This window comes from Bacillus sp. JJ1122 (assembly GCF_036964885.1).
Classification (GTDB): Bacteria; Bacillota; Bacilli; order Bacillales; family Cytobacillaceae; genus Mesobacillus.
Genome location: NZ_JBALQL010000033.1, coordinates 1 through 13,032, shown reverse-complemented (window position 1 = coordinate 13,032; position 13,032 = coordinate 1). Strand labels below are relative to the sequence as shown.

The following is a 13,032-nucleotide window of genomic DNA, read 5'->3' as shown; positions in this document are numbered from 1 at the left end:
GACTTCACTGTCAGGACCTCCAGCGCTTGTCGGGGCTGACCGAGGCGCTTGCGCTTTTCTTATTAGAAGAGCTTCCAATTGCCTACCTATAAGGGCAAACTACTTTACTAGGGGGGCTAAAACGGCTCTGCTGTTGTGTACAAGTGCAGACTACAGGTTTTGGACAGGTAACGCTTGTTGGAGTTGAGAAGTTGCCTCTGTTTTTCTATGTTTATGCCAATTTATATAGGGGTAATATCTCTTTAAATACAAACTCAATTTTGGAAAGCATTTCTTCACCGCTAATGTTGACGGCTTGCTCGCGTGGAATGTTCATTCCGCATAAGATTTCAGCCTTTTTCACAGTCTGAAGGCGAGTGAACATTGTAAGGAGTTCTTCCTTGGTTAATTCGCTGTGCAAGGTGGCATCTGGCTTCATATGATCGCCAGACCAATAGAAATCCTTCGGAATCTGCTTGTAGATGGAATGAATGTTTTTTTCTAGCTTCTTCCCGAATTCTTCCTTATCAGGTGCTTCGTAAATTACGGCAAACCAGATAAAAACATGGGTTTCCCATAGTCCGATTTGAAAATGAGGGAGCATTTTATAACCCCTTGGATTACTTGCAAAAGCAACCCATGTATCCTTTGGAGGATTCTTTGTTCTTCGTGCATGTTTTGCAACATGATAATGCATTTCATTACCTGCGAGGCTCGATAAAGTTGGAGCAAAGTGATGACCGAGCGCTTCCAGCTTGGGCCGGATTTGAGATTTCAAGGCCTCCATTCGTTCGTCGAGACCGTCAATATTAAAAACATTAAAATCAGCTTGTGTGAATCCTGAAAATGACAATATGATAACCTCCTACTGCTTTGTCAAATATTGTAGCAAAAGCTTATCGAAATTTGAAGCAACAGGCATTTTCGAAAACTAGGTATACGCACATATTTGTACCACAGCAACTTAAAAGTTCATACAATAAATAAAAATCCAGAAAATAAATAGAGGAGTGTAGAATAATGAAACAACTAATAAATTCGACAAGAAAAAAAAATGGTGAAATGCAGCGGACAGCAGTCCTGAGATTAGAAATGGATTATGAATTGGCTACACTTTTTGACGCTATGAATGACTCTGATAAGCCTAAAATGAAAGAATGCAAACAAAGATTAGAAAGAATCAGACAGGAATTATTGCGGTTAAAAGCATTGTAATCTTGATAAAATGAATCAGAAAGAAAAAGGAAAAGAGCTAATGAAGAAATTAGTTATAGAAAACTGCATCAACATCCGCCTTTAACGAACTCCTGTATTGATGACGGAGTTCGTTTCTTATGTTTTTGGCTCTGATTCCTAAATGACTCCTTCGGTAAACCTAACATATTTTCATTGTGCGTGAGCAGGTTCAAGGAAGCTGTTTATAGTCCTGGAGGCTTAGCGCCAGCCTCTTGAAGAATTTGTTTATGTAAAAGTCGGCATTCGGGCTTTTACATAATTCTTCCGCCGAAAGCGAAGCGCCTCGAACGAAAATCAACAGCCTTATTTAGCAGAGCCATTTTTTAGATAAGATTAATCACTCTTTGCATGTAAGATCACCGTAAGGGGGAATCCTAAAACTTGATGTGAAGGAAATAAATCCGCTAAGCTAAGATATACTCCATACTTATGTCGGGGGTTTATAAGTGAATTAAAAACATTAACCTATATTGTTAATCAAGGCCATAAAATTTAAGTAATGATCTTATTAAAGTAAAGGATCGGGGGACAGCTGAATGGATTACAATTTGAAAGAGATTGATACATATGCAAAAAAATGGGTTAAAGAGGCTGGAGAAAATATAAGGGCTTCTTTTCCAAAAACATTGAATGTCACGTCAAAATCTAATCCAAATGACTTGGTTACAGATATAGACAAAGGGACAGAAAAATATTTCATCGAGAAAATCAAAGGAACTTTCCCAGACCACCGAATTTTGGGAGAGGAAGGCTACGGGGATAAGGTAACCGCCCTTTCAGGGGTAGTCTGGATTATTGACCCGATCGATGGAACAATGAATTTTGTCCATCAGCAGCGTAACTTTGCGATTTCAATCGGGATTTATATAGACGGAGAAGGAATGATCGGTTTGATTTATGATGTGGTTCATGATGAACTGTACCATTGCATCAAAGGAAATGGTGTTTATTTGAATGAGAATTCAATCCCAAATCTTGAGCCATCTAAAGTGAATGAATCCATCATTGCCCTGAATGCAACATGGGTAGCACCTAATAAGCGAATTAACCATGAATTACTTATTCCCCTTGTCAAAGATGTACGCGGGACCCGCTCATATGGTTCAGCAGCCATGGAAATGGTATATGTAGCGACAGGAAGAATAGATGCATACATCACTCCGAGACTGGCACCGTGGGATATTGCCGCAGGCATCATCATGATTAAAGAGCTTGGCGGAGAAGCTACTACTCTCAGGGGAGAAGAATTCGATATGCTTCAGGAAAATTCTTTGTTCGTTTCAAAACCGGGACTTCATGGAGATATATTAAAAAATTATCTTAAGGATGGAAAATGGTAAAATTGATGTGGAGGGCATTCCAGAATACAGATCTCCTTTTTTTTCAAGAAGTAATTTCAGCAAGTGGTAAATGGCGGAAAAATGAATTGCATGGTGCTGAGCTAAGTCATTATATGAATCAATATGAAGAATTAGCTGGTGAATGGCGAATTTGGGAAAGGGAAGGCTCACCAGCTGCAATCACATACCACCTGGAGGCAGCTCCATCAAACCGTAAAGCCTGGATTGGAACTGTACTGGTCAAAGCCTCGGAAAGACGAAAAGGCATTGCAGCGTCGATCTTGAATCAGCTTGCTGCAGATTTGAAAGAGAAAGACCATAGGGCGATATTCGCGGGGGTACCGATAGATGAATATGAGTGGTCTAACTTCCTGAGTGATTGTGGATTCGAACAATTTAAATCAGAAAAAAATAAAGGCGAAACCTTTTTGATCATGGTTCGCCCGCTTGTTTAGCCGGCTAGGGTTACAGCCGGCTTTTATAATGAAATTTTATCAGAGGATCAAAGCTCTCCGGCTTCCCTCATTTTCTTTTTCTTTTTAAAACCGAACCCCATTACGAAAATAAGAGCGACAATACAAGCGATTACACCAAGTATGCTCCGTTCCCCAATGGCAATTCCTATCCCAATCATGCATGAAGCGGCTGCAAAAGCGAAAAATAATAATGGCCATTTTATTTGCTTCAAGGTAGTTCCCCCATTCGACTTTTGGTTGCAAATAATAATATATTTAATTGTACATTAAAATGCTTTTAGGTTTCTACTCAAATTATGTTATAATATGTAGGTTGTGAAAAAAGCCAATAGATAAATTACGATATTAAAGGCAGGGTGACTTTTTTGAAATTAAGAGAAGATATTAGAAATATAGCAATTATTGCCCACGTTGACCATGGTAAAACAACGTTGGTTGACCAGCTTCTGAAGCAATCAGGTACATTCCGTACCAATGAGCATGTTGAAGAACGTGCAATGGATTCAAATGATTTAGAAAGAGAACGCGGTATTACCATTCTGGCGAAAAATACAGCGATTCAATATAAGGATAACCGCATCAACATCCTTGATACTCCTGGCCACGCCGACTTCGGCGGTGAGGTTGAGCGTATCATGAAGATGGTTGATGGCGTATTATTGGTAGTCGATGCATATGAAGGTTGTATGCCACAGACTCGCTTTGTTTTGAAAAAAGCGCTTGAACAGCATTTGACTCCAATTGTTGTTGTTAACAAGATCGACCGTGATTTTGCTCGTCCGCAAGAAGTTGTGGATGAAGTAATTGATTTGTTCATTGAACTTGGAGCAGATGAAGATCAGCTTGAATTCCCGGTTGTCTATGCGTCAGCGATCAATGGTACTGCAAGCTTAAATCCGGAAAAGCAGGATGAAAACATGCAGTCACTTTATGATTCAATCATTGAACATATTCCGGCGCCAGTTGATAATCGCGAAGAGCCACTTCAATTCCAGGTTGCGCTTCTTGATTATAATGACTATGTTGGCAGAATCGGTATTGGACGTGTATTCCGCGGTACAATGAAGGTAGGCCAGCAGGTTGCACTTATGAAATTGGACGGATCAGTTAAGCAATTCCGTGTTACAAAAATCTTTGGATTCTTTGGTCTGAAGCGTCAGGAAGTACAGGAAGCCTATGCTGGAGATTTGATTGCTTTATCTGGAATGGAAGATATCAACGTTGGTGAAACAGTTTGTCCGTTTGACCAGCAGGATGCACTTCCAGTATTACGAATCGATGAGCCAACACTTCAAATGACGTTCCTTGTTAACAACAGTCCATTTGCCGGCAGAGAAGGTAAATATTTAACATCAAGGAAAATTGAAGAAAGACTTCGTGCTCAGCTTCAAACGGATGTAAGCTTAAGGGTTGAAAACACAGATTCTCCAGATGCATGGATCGTTTCTGGTCGTGGTGAGCTTCACTTATCGATCTTAATTGAAAATATGCGTCGTGAAGGATATGAGCTTCAGGTTTCTAAACCAGAAGTTATCGTTAGGGAAATTGATGGCGTGAGATGTGAACCGGTAGAACGCGTTCAAATTGATGTGCCAGAAGAAAACACTGGAGCGGTTATGGAGTCAATTGGTGCCCGTAAAGGTGAAATGCTCGACATGATCAATAATGGAAGCGGCCAAGTTCGTTTGATCTTCAATGTACCTGCACGTGGACTTATTGGATATACAACTGAATTTTTAACTTTGACTCGGGGATATGGTATCATTAACCACACATTCGATAGCTACCAGCCGATGCTTCAAGGACAGGTAGGCGGACGCCGCCAGGGTGTTCTTGTATCAATGGAGTCTGGAAAAGCTTCTACTTATGGAATCATGCAGGTAGAAGACCGTGGTACAATTTTCGTTGAGCCAGGTACAGAAATTTATGAAGGTATGATCGTGGGCGAACACACTCGCGAAAACGATATTACTGTAAATGTAACGAAGGTAAAGGCAGCAACAAATATTCGTTCTGCAAACAAGGATCAAACTTCTGTCATCAAGAAGCCAAGAATCATGACTCTTGAAGAGTCATTAGAGTACTTGAACGATGATGAGTATTGTGAAGTAACACCTGAGTCTATTCGCCTTCGTAAAAAGATTCTTGATAAAAATGAACGTGAAAGACAAGCGAAGAAGAAAAAGTTTGCTGAGATTTAAGCTTAAGTAGGGGGAAGAGGTATGGACGTAAGCCAGAGATTATCATTTTTTGCAGCACTTTTTAAAGTCGATGAGAACCCGACCGTTGGCATGTGGCTGCTGTATCTTACAATTGTAGCGTTAAGCATTGTCGTTTATAAACTTGGCTTTGCTCAAAAACTGCCATTGTTCAAAAATATTTTAATTTATGCATTCTTGTCACTTGGCTCTACTGTCCTTACCTTCCTTGCTATATTTCTTCCAATTGCTGAGGGACTGGTCGCTGCAGCGTTAATCCTGATCATTTATAAAATGAGGCTGCGCCAGCATAAAAAAGAAGAAATGAATGCGAAATAGGAGTTGGCAATATGAAATCACTCCAGGATGCTATCTATAATTGGCTGACAATTAAAATTGTCAGTGATGCCCGGCCGGACGACACTGCAGCGGTTGAAACTACTCAGCTGTTCGAACAAATCCTTGCTGAAGAGCACAAAGTCGAGTCTCATGAGATGAAACGCGATGCTATCATGTACTATGTAACAGTGGTACAAGAAGGCCAATCTAAAGAATACAGGTTTCCGCGAGATCTGATTGAAGTGATGCTAGACCAAATCAGGCAGGAGCCTGACAAATATGTAAATTACCCTGAAGAAGACTAAAAAAAATCCGCCCCTTATAAGGCGGATTTTTCATTTTAATCACACAGTTAAGGAGAGGCAAGGTTTTACCAGTCGTCTTTTTCGACCCGTGAACGGTAGAGACGGAAATTGCCTGTAGCCAGTCTAAGCTTTGTTTTTTCGGCAATCCTTTCATCACAGGAATTGCACATATATGTATGGATCGGACGATTCCGAAGCCGTTTTGCCTGAAGGGTATCGCTATTGATTGTTTCAATTTTATCGCACAGCACACATTTTACTCTCATTACCACACCTCTTATCATTAATAATCATACATAGCATGTTTAGGATTGGATTATATTATAGTATATCATTGTTTTTAGTCTAAAAAGTGAAAAATCGTTTGATTTGCCCTGGGTAAAGGGTTCGTAGTACTATTATGATAGTTTAAGGAGGGTGTATATGGCAAATCAAGTTGAACCTAAACTGATAAAAGCTTTATTTGATGAACTGCAAAAAGAACGTTTTGTTACATTGGCGACAGTTGACCATGAAACAGGCGGTCCGAATGTAAGTGCTATTTCATGGGTGCTGGCAAAGGATGAGCAAACCATTTATTTTGCGGTAGATAACCGTTCCCGAATCATAGAGAATATTAAGAGCAATGATAAAGCGGTGATCAATTTAATCGCAAATGAATCTACATACTCAATCAGCGGGGAAGCAAGTGTAAAGCAAGAGAAGCTAGAGGATGTTCCGTTGAAGCTTGCTCTCGTAGAAATTTATATCCGTGAAGTAAGGGATGTAATGTTCTACGGATCAAAAATTGTCGCAGAACCACAATATGACAAAACATATGATAAAGATGCAGCCGCCCGCTTGGATAAGCAGGTTATGGATGCAATGAGAAAAGCTTAGTCGTAAATGACTAAGCTTTTTTTGTTGACCCGCCGCACCTTTTATTCCAAGAAATCATAAGGTATAATCATGAACAAATCAATTATTCTTAGGAGCCGTCAAAAATACGTTGGAATGCTATATCTAAGTGCTGCAGATATACCATTCGCTGTCCAGGGATCATAAGTCCTTCTCTTTCAAAATAGAGAATCTACTCCCAAAGAACACTATTTATGGTAATTTGATTCTTGCTCTTGATTCTTTTCGAGTTTATTCTTTTCTTTGTCGCTCAGCTTATTTTTAGGTTCTTCGGTTGGACTCTTTGTTTGGGGCTCAATCATGTCAGCCGGTACCTCTGGCATTACTCTGCCAGTTATGTCCGAAAGTTCATTCATGATGCCCTGGATTGGTTTTCCGTCTTTGATATCTGCAGAAATTTCTTTTAGTCGTGCCGTAACGTCTGGGTCAGCTACCACAACCGCACGTGCTCCATGTGGATCTTTTTTCAAGGTTTCAGCAACGGTGTATTTAACAGTGTCAACCTCTGATCTTTCCATTTTGTCATTGACATCAATTCCCACGATTGCATACCTTCCAATCACGACTGCTGTTGCATCATCTACATTGGGCACACGAGTCGTCAGTCCCACCAGATGCTTTGAAATCTGCTGACCTGACTTACGGTCTACCTGTTGAATGGCAGTATTTTGGACTTTTACTTTATGGTTATTATTTCCTTCGCTTGCATTATTCAGTGCATTACAGGCGCTCATAAATAATAATAAGGACAAAACGGCAAGTAATCTAATCATCTTAACCCCTCCGGTTATAAATTTTTTGCTGAAAGGTTGATTGGAACTTTTGGAAAGTTACTTCAATCTAAAATTCATCTTTCAAGTGAACAGATGAAAAGCATCGGCGGCTCATTGCATTGTTAATTGGATAAAATCCGCGGAAGTATGTTTGATAAAAGAAATCCTCAGTGGTTATTGTGCAAAATATCTTCTATCTTTATACAAGAAGTCATATATTTTACAAAAGTCACGGCCAAGGCTGCCAAGTCGGTCGGAGTCGAGATTAAGAAGGCGGGAGGCATCAATTTGAGTAAAATATACGTACTGGATACAAACGTTTTATTACAGGATCCGCATGCTATTTTCTCCTTTCAAGATAATGAAGTTGTCATACCTGCTGTAGTGCTGGAGGAAGTTGATTCGAAGAAAAGATATATGGATGAGATCGGGCGTAATGCTCGCCAGGTTTCAAGGCTTATAGATGGGATGAGGGACACAGGAAAACTGCATGAAAAGATTAACCTTGAAGGAGGGGGCACTCTCCGGATAGAGCTTAATCACCGCTCATTCCATCAGCTGCAGGAAATATTTGTAGAAAAGACAAATGATAACCGAATACTGGCTGTAGCGAAGAACTTAAGCCTTGAAGAGCAAACAAAGGAAGACGGCCGTCAGGTAATCCTTGTCAGCAAGGATGCTCTGGTGAGAGTAAAAGCAGATGCGATTGGGCTCCTCGCAGAAGACTTTCTGAGCGACCGGGTAGTGGAAGTAAATCATCAGTACTCGGGTTACGCAGAGGTATATCTGGATATTTCGGTTCTCAATCGTTTTTATGAAAAGGGAGAGCTTGATATATCAGATCTGAATGGTCAAAATTTTGTTTTTCCCAATCAATTTTTAATCATGAAGGATCTTCTCGGGAGTTCAGCATCCGCAATTGGCATGGTTGACAGCAAGAAGAAAAAAGTAAAGAAACTGGTTTTTGAACATGAAGGGAAGCATATTTGGGGAATCAGACCAAGAAACGTACAGCAAATAATGGCTTTAGAGTTACTATTACGTAAAGACCTGCCTCTTATAACGCTCATTGGACGCGCGGGGACAGGTAAAACGTTGCTTGCACTGGCATCCGGCCTTATGCAGACGGAAGATCTCGGTATCTTTAAAAAACTGCTTGTGGCCCGGCCTATAGTTCCTGTTGGGAAGGACTTAGGTTTCCTTCCTGGTGAGAAAGAGGAAAAGCTAAGACCGTGGATGCAGCCGATTTATGATAATCTTGAGTATTTATTCAATACAAAAAAACCAGGAGAACTAGATGCCATCCTTGCTGGAATGGGGTCTATCGAAGTGGAAGCATTAACCTACATCAGGGGCAGGAGTATTCCAGATCAATTCATTATTATAGACGAAGCGCAGAATCTGACTAAACATGAAGTGAAAACAATTCTTACAAGGGTAGGGGAAAGAAGCAAAATTGTATTGATGGGAGATCCAGAACAAATCGACCATCCATACCTTGATGCTTACAATAATGGCCTTACTTATGTGGTTGAAAAATTTAAAGACCAGCAGATTGCTGGTCATGTGAAGCTCGTGAAAGGTGAGAGATCCGCTCTCGCACAGCTTGCTGCAGAATTGCTTAAATAAAAATCTGGAATTGAAAACATTACTATTTCCTTAGTTATTAGTAATCCATCAATAAACAGAGCCTTTTGCAAAAGAGCTTTAATAAAAAACGGGCATCGATAAAGATGCCCGTTCGGTTAACCCATACATATTATTCAACTGTAAATCCAGTCACTTTTTTGATTGGATTTTCCGAATTAGAGCCGTCATGATAGTAAACATGTAATGGGCCATCTTCCGTTAAGGGCTTACCGTCTTTTGAAAACCCCAAAACAAGCCTAGAAGCTTCTGATAAAGTAAGTTTAACCTCTTCCTCCATGCCACATTCAATAAGAACATACTTCGCATCGGATTCAGGCTCAGCATTCTCAAGAAATGGCTTGAATGGGATGCCAAAGGTACCTGTCAGCACCTTTTCCTTTTGGAACTTAACTTCTGTCTTTAATGTTGGGGGATATACAGCACCTTCCATAATTTCACGGTCCCAATGTTTAGAGATGGACTTGGTGTATTCTTCAAGATCACTGATTTGTGATTGTTCTTGCTGGAAATATGTATTCAAATCAACTTTTCGGTCGTCAAATATCCAGACTCCTGGATCTAATGTGATCTTGTATTTTACTTTGCCTTTAATAGGGATAATAGTTTCCATGATGTTCCTCCTGCTATTAGACATCTTCTTTCCTAAGTATATCGATAAATTGAAAAAATGTCATTCTGACTGGTGTTTCAGCTTGTATCCAATAATTTCTGAATCCTTAATATTCTTGCATTTTTGGTGGCTTAAGGGTAAAATTTAAAGATAGGATCGGGTAATCGCTCGGAAACGGGGGGATCAAGTTGGCGTCTGATATGATAATAAACCATCAGGAAAAAGCCCATGCCTTACTAAAGGCTGACGCTGATAAAATTTTAAAGCTGATCAAGGTGCAAATGGATAACCTGACAATGCCTCAATGTCCTCTTTATGAAGAGGTTTTGGATACGCAAATGTTCGGCTTATCAAGAGAAATAGATTTTGCAGTCAGACTCGGCTTAATCGAAGAATCGGACGGTAAAGTTATTCTTGGCCAATTGGAAAGAGAACTTTCTGCACTGCATGAGGCTTCGTTAAGAAAATAAATTCATAAAAACTCAAACAGTCCGAAATGATTGTTTGAGTTTTTTTGTGATTATGTATTCATGAAATGAAAGATCCGCTTATTTTAATTACTCCCATATGACATAGTTTAAAGATGTTTTAAGTTTTCACGAACTTTTACTTAAACTAAGGCAGGATATTTCAACTTATAGTAGAATAGATAAAACAACTTAGAAGATGGGGAAGAGACGATGTTAAAAAAAATACTGAAATCATATGACTATTCATTGATCATTGTAATTACGCTCCTATGTTTGTTCGGACTTGTCATGGTTTACAGTGCCAGCATGGTCACTGCCATCCAACGATATGATTATCCCAGCGACTTCTTTTATCAAAAACAGAAATTAAATCTAACTCTATCAGCTATTCTGTTTGTGTTTACTGCTTTCTTTCCTTATAAAGCAATAAAAAGCACAAAAATTCTCTTGCCGATGGTCGGCTTGATTTTAGGCGGGCTTGCTGCTCTATTCCTATTTGGGAAGGTAACGAATAATGCCCTCAGCTGGTTCGAAATTGGTGCGAGAAGTGTCCAGCCTTCGGAATTTGCTAAGCTGAGCGTAATCATTTATCTGTCTGCTGTTTATGCAAAAAAGCAATCGTACATAAATGAATTTAATAGAGGCGTTGTGCCTCCTCTAGTGTATCTGGTATTGGTGTGCATCCTTGTAGCGATTCAGCCGGACTTTGGTACAGCCGCCATCATTTTTGCGATTGCGGCAACGATTATTTTTTCTTCAGGAATGAACCTGAAAAATATTTCTAAGCTGATCCTTATCGGGTTGGTCTTTCTTATCCCATTAGTTCTTTTGCTTCAGGATGAAATTTTCTCGAAAACGAGAATCGAGCGTTTTACTGCGTACAGCAATCCTTTTACAGATGAAAAGGATTCCGGATACCATCTCGCGAACTCTTATTATGCGATCGGTTCAGGTGGTCTGAAGGGGCTTGGACTTGGGGAAAGTGTCCAAAAGCTAGGCTATCTGCCAGAACCGCATACAGATTTTATCATTGCGGTTATTTCCGAGGAACTTGGTATATTTGGAGTAGGGTTTGTATTAGTGAGTCTCGCTTTTATTGTCTTAAAAGGAATATTTATAGGTTTGAGGTGCAAGGACCCATTTGGCAGCCTGCTGGCAATTGGAATTTCCAGCATGATAGGCATTCAGTCTTTCATAAACTTAGGGGGAGCTTCCGGTGTTATACCGTTAACTGGAGTACCGCTGCCGTTTGTAAGCTATGGAGGATCTTCGCTGCTGCAGTTGGCGATAGCTACTGGAATTCTCGTGAACATTTCGATGTTTGTTAATTACGAAGAGAAGTACAAGAAGGATAAAACTGCCGAGCCAAATCCTAAGCCTTCAATCGTAACTCAGAACACATTTAAATTTAGATCATAAAAATTAAAAAAAAGCTGCAGCAATAGCTGCAGCTTTTTATTTTGCTGTGGCAGGCGGTAGATCCACCGGGTTATCCTTTTGGATATTTGCCGCGTTTTTCTTGCTTCTGGAAACAAGTAGAATAAAGTAGCTAAATACACCAAACAGGACAGAAATAAAGAATGCGTGTGCTAATGCAACATATAGATTAAGTCTTGTAAATATGATCATTGAGCCTGCAGTTACCTGAAGGGATACAAGAATGAAAGAAATAATCCAGCCCCAATACAATACTTTCTGATCCTTGTAATTTTTAATTGCCAGGTAGGTGACATAGGCAATCCATATAAAAATGAATCCGGCTGCCGCCCTGTGGCCCATCTGGACCCATTCGTAAATATTAGTCGGAAGCAGAGGACCTTCATTGGTGCATAATGGCCAGTCTTTGCAAACCAGGCTGGCGTTCATATGTCTTACTAGTGCACCTGTATATACGACCATATAGCTGTATACAGAAAGCCCGATGATATGAAATTTCATTCTCTTATCAATCACAAGCTTTTCGGCCTGGAATTTTTTATCGACTTCAAAAATAAGCATGGTCAATAAAAGAACAGCAGCAAATGAAATGAGGGAAATGCCGAAATGGAGCGCCAATACAAAATCAGATTGACCCCATTTCACGGCTGCTGCGCCAATCAATGCCTGAAGCATCAAAAAGAAAAACGATAATACCGATAAAAACTTTGTTTCACGAATATGGCCGATTGTCCTCCATGTCCATATTGACAGAGCCAGGACCATAATACCGACGCTTCCGGAAACAAGCCTGTGTGCAAGTTCAATGATTAATTCCGGTGTAATATCAGTCGGAACAAATTCTCCATTACATAGCGGCCAGGATCGGCCGCATCCCATGCCTGAATCTGTCTTAGTTACAAGTGCTCCTCCGAGCAAAACAAAAAGCATTCCAATCGTGGTCAATACAGCAAGCCACTTAAGGGAACGTTTCATAAATCATCACCTGCTTATTTAAAGTTCGATAAGTTGTCAAATAATAATCTTGACATGTATAATAAAAGAATCTTGTAGAAAAGTAGAAATTCTATCCATATAATAACGAATTTTGACGAAAAAGGATACAAAGCAATACTTAAGATACTACACAATTAAAGATAAATATTCAATACTTCTTGTCCTTAATGGACATTCAGGATTTTTATAGGTAAAATGTGCAGTGCAAGGCATGTACTTGTCATGCAAAAAAGAATACATACAAGCTTTATGGCTATCATGAAAATATTATCCAAAAATATATATATTAAGATGAAAGACAGTGGAATCATCTTGTCATGATTTTA

16 protein-coding genes are annotated in these 13,032 nt (G+C 39.7%); 10 read left to right on the top strand and 6 right to left on the bottom strand.

What is annotated here, in order from left to right; translation table 11 throughout:
• Window positions 1-211 precede the first annotated feature (211 nt).
• Window positions 212-832, bottom strand: coding sequence for a YktB family protein (locus tag V7201_RS18530; RefSeq protein ID WP_335378243.1), 621 nt, complete (start codon window positions 830-832; stop codon window positions 212-214).
• 167 nt (window positions 833-999) lie between these two features.
• Here V7201_RS18530 and V7201_RS18525 point away from each other — a divergent pair, with 167 nt between their 5' ends.
• The 3 genes from V7201_RS18525 to V7201_RS18515 all read left to right on the top strand — a co-directional run bounded on the left by V7201_RS18525 (window position 1,000) and on the right by V7201_RS18515 (window position 3,010).
• A complete protein-coding gene (locus tag V7201_RS18525; protein WP_335378242.1) occupies window positions 1,000-1,194 on the top strand; it encodes a hypothetical protein in 195 nt (64 codons plus the stop codon).
• Window positions 1,195-1,751: 557 nt separating this feature from the next.
• Complete coding sequence (locus V7201_RS18520; protein ID WP_335378241.1) at window positions 1,752-2,555, top strand: inositol monophosphatase family protein; 804 nt, start codon at window positions 1,752-1,754, stop codon at window positions 2,553-2,555.
• The gene (locus tag V7201_RS18515; protein WP_335378240.1) at window positions 2,549-3,010 is read left to right on the top strand and encodes a GNAT family N-acetyltransferase; all 462 of its coding nucleotides are present in this window, start codon (window positions 2,549-2,551) and stop codon (window positions 3,008-3,010) included. Before V7201_RS18520 ends, V7201_RS18515 begins: the two co-directional genes overlap by 7 nt.
• A gap of 47 nt (window positions 3,011-3,057) precedes the next feature.
• On the opposite strand, the gene V7201_RS18510 is transcribed toward V7201_RS18515, so the two are convergent.
• Window positions 3,058-3,243 (bottom strand): YlaF family protein, encoded by a 186-nt coding sequence (locus tag V7201_RS18510; RefSeq protein WP_335378239.1) that lies wholly within the window; start codon window positions 3,241-3,243, stop codon window positions 3,058-3,060.
• A gap of 153 nt (window positions 3,244-3,396) precedes the next feature.
• Here V7201_RS18510 and typA point away from each other — a divergent pair, with 153 nt between their 5' ends.
• Genes typA through V7201_RS18495 form a run of 3 tightly spaced genes read left to right on the top strand, consistent with a single transcriptional unit; the run spans window position 3,397 to window position 5,873 of the window.
• On the top strand, window positions 3,397-5,232 hold the full coding sequence (typA, locus tag V7201_RS18505) for a translational GTPase TypA (RefSeq protein ID WP_335378238.1): 1,836 nt from the start codon (window positions 3,397-3,399) through the stop codon (window positions 5,230-5,232).
• Between the two features lie 21 nt (window positions 5,233-5,253).
• Window positions 5,254-5,568, top strand: coding sequence for a YlaH-like family protein (locus tag V7201_RS18500; RefSeq protein ID WP_335378237.1), 315 nt, complete (start codon window positions 5,254-5,256; stop codon window positions 5,566-5,568).
• Between the two features lie 11 nt (window positions 5,569-5,579).
• On the top strand, window positions 5,580-5,873 hold the full coding sequence (locus V7201_RS18495) for a hypothetical protein (RefSeq protein ID WP_335378236.1): 294 nt from the start codon (window positions 5,580-5,582) through the stop codon (window positions 5,871-5,873).
• Between the two features lie 65 nt (window positions 5,874-5,938).
• On the opposite strand, the gene V7201_RS18490 is transcribed toward V7201_RS18495, so the two are convergent.
• Window positions 5,939-6,139 (bottom strand): YlaI family protein, encoded by a 201-nt coding sequence (locus tag V7201_RS18490; protein ID WP_335378235.1) that lies wholly within the window; start codon window positions 6,137-6,139, stop codon window positions 5,939-5,941.
• 157 nt (window positions 6,140-6,296) lie between these two features.
• Here V7201_RS18490 and V7201_RS18485 point away from each other — a divergent pair, with 157 nt between their 5' ends.
• On the top strand, window positions 6,297-6,752 hold the full coding sequence (locus V7201_RS18485; RefSeq protein ID WP_335378234.1) for a pyridoxamine 5'-phosphate oxidase family protein: 456 nt from the start codon (window positions 6,297-6,299) through the stop codon (window positions 6,750-6,752).
• 206 nt (window positions 6,753-6,958) lie between these two features.
• Here the strand turns inward: V7201_RS18485 and V7201_RS18480 are convergent, their stop codons facing one another.
• Window positions 6,959-7,543: a YhcN/YlaJ family sporulation lipoprotein gene (locus V7201_RS18480; RefSeq protein WP_335378233.1), complete on the bottom strand. Its 585-nt coding sequence runs from the start codon at window positions 7,541-7,543 to the stop codon at window positions 6,959-6,961.
• A 288-nt stretch (window positions 7,544-7,831) separates the two neighbouring features.
• On the opposite strand from V7201_RS18480, the gene V7201_RS18475 reads away from it, so the two are divergent.
• Window positions 7,832-9,172 (top strand): PhoH family protein, encoded by a 1,341-nt coding sequence (locus V7201_RS18475; RefSeq protein ID WP_335378232.1) that lies wholly within the window; start codon window positions 7,832-7,834, stop codon window positions 9,170-9,172.
• A 130-nt stretch (window positions 9,173-9,302) separates the two neighbouring features.
• Here V7201_RS18475 and V7201_RS18470 read toward each other — a convergent pair whose 3' ends face one another.
• On the bottom strand, window positions 9,303-9,803 hold the full coding sequence (locus V7201_RS18470) for a peptidyl-prolyl cis-trans isomerase (RefSeq protein ID WP_335378231.1): 501 nt from the start codon (window positions 9,801-9,803) through the stop codon (window positions 9,303-9,305).
• Between the two features lie 188 nt (window positions 9,804-9,991).
• On the opposite strand from V7201_RS18470, the gene V7201_RS18465 reads away from it, so the two are divergent.
• Both V7201_RS18465 and V7201_RS18460 read left to right on the top strand, forming a co-directional pair.
• Window positions 9,992-10,273: a YlaN family protein gene (locus V7201_RS18465; RefSeq protein WP_335378230.1), complete on the top strand. Its 282-nt coding sequence runs from the start codon at window positions 9,992-9,994 to the stop codon at window positions 10,271-10,273.
• Window positions 10,274-10,483: 210 nt separating this feature from the next.
• Window positions 10,484-11,692, top strand: coding sequence for an FtsW/RodA/SpoVE family cell cycle protein (locus tag V7201_RS18460; RefSeq protein ID WP_335378229.1), 1,209 nt, complete (start codon window positions 10,484-10,486; stop codon window positions 11,690-11,692).
• Window positions 11,693-11,728: 36 nt separating this feature from the next.
• Here V7201_RS18460 and V7201_RS18455 read toward each other — a convergent pair whose 3' ends face one another.
• Complete coding sequence (locus V7201_RS18455) at window positions 11,729-12,685, bottom strand: COX15/CtaA family protein (protein ID WP_335378228.1); 957 nt, start codon at window positions 12,683-12,685, stop codon at window positions 11,729-11,731.
• Window positions 12,686-13,032 lie beyond the last annotated feature (347 nt).

Coding starts and splice junctions, on each gene's coding strand:
- V7201_RS18525 (WP_335378242.1), top strand. CDS start 1,000: ATGAAACAACTAATAAATTCGACAAGAAAAAAAAATGGTGAAATGCAG.
- V7201_RS18520 (WP_335378241.1), top strand. CDS start 1,752: ATGGATTACAATTTGAAAGAGATTGATACATATGCAAAAAAATGGGTT.
- V7201_RS18515 (WP_335378240.1), top strand. CDS start 2,549: ATGGTAAAATTGATGTGGAGGGCATTCCAGAATACAGATCTCCTTTTT.
- V7201_RS18500 (WP_335378237.1), top strand. CDS start 5,254: ATGGACGTAAGCCAGAGATTATCATTTTTTGCAGCACTTTTTAAAGTC.
- V7201_RS18495 (WP_335378236.1), top strand. CDS start 5,580: ATGAAATCACTCCAGGATGCTATCTATAATTGGCTGACAATTAAAATT.
- V7201_RS18490 (WP_335378235.1), bottom strand. CDS start 6,139: ATGAGAGTAAAATGTGTGCTGTGCGATAAAATTGAAACAATCAATAGC.
- V7201_RS18485 (WP_335378234.1), top strand. CDS start 6,297: ATGGCAAATCAAGTTGAACCTAAACTGATAAAAGCTTTATTTGATGAA.
- V7201_RS18480 (WP_335378233.1), bottom strand. CDS start 7,543: ATGATTAGATTACTTGCCGTTTTGTCCTTATTATTATTTATGAGCGCC.
- V7201_RS18470 (WP_335378231.1), bottom strand. CDS start 9,803: ATGGAAACTATTATCCCTATTAAAGGCAAAGTAAAATACAAGATCACA.
- V7201_RS18460 (WP_335378229.1), top strand. CDS start 10,484: ATGTTAAAAAAAATACTGAAATCATATGACTATTCATTGATCATTGTA.
- V7201_RS18455 (WP_335378228.1), bottom strand. CDS start 12,685: ATGAAACGTTCCCTTAAGTGGCTTGCTGTATTGACCACGATTGGAATG.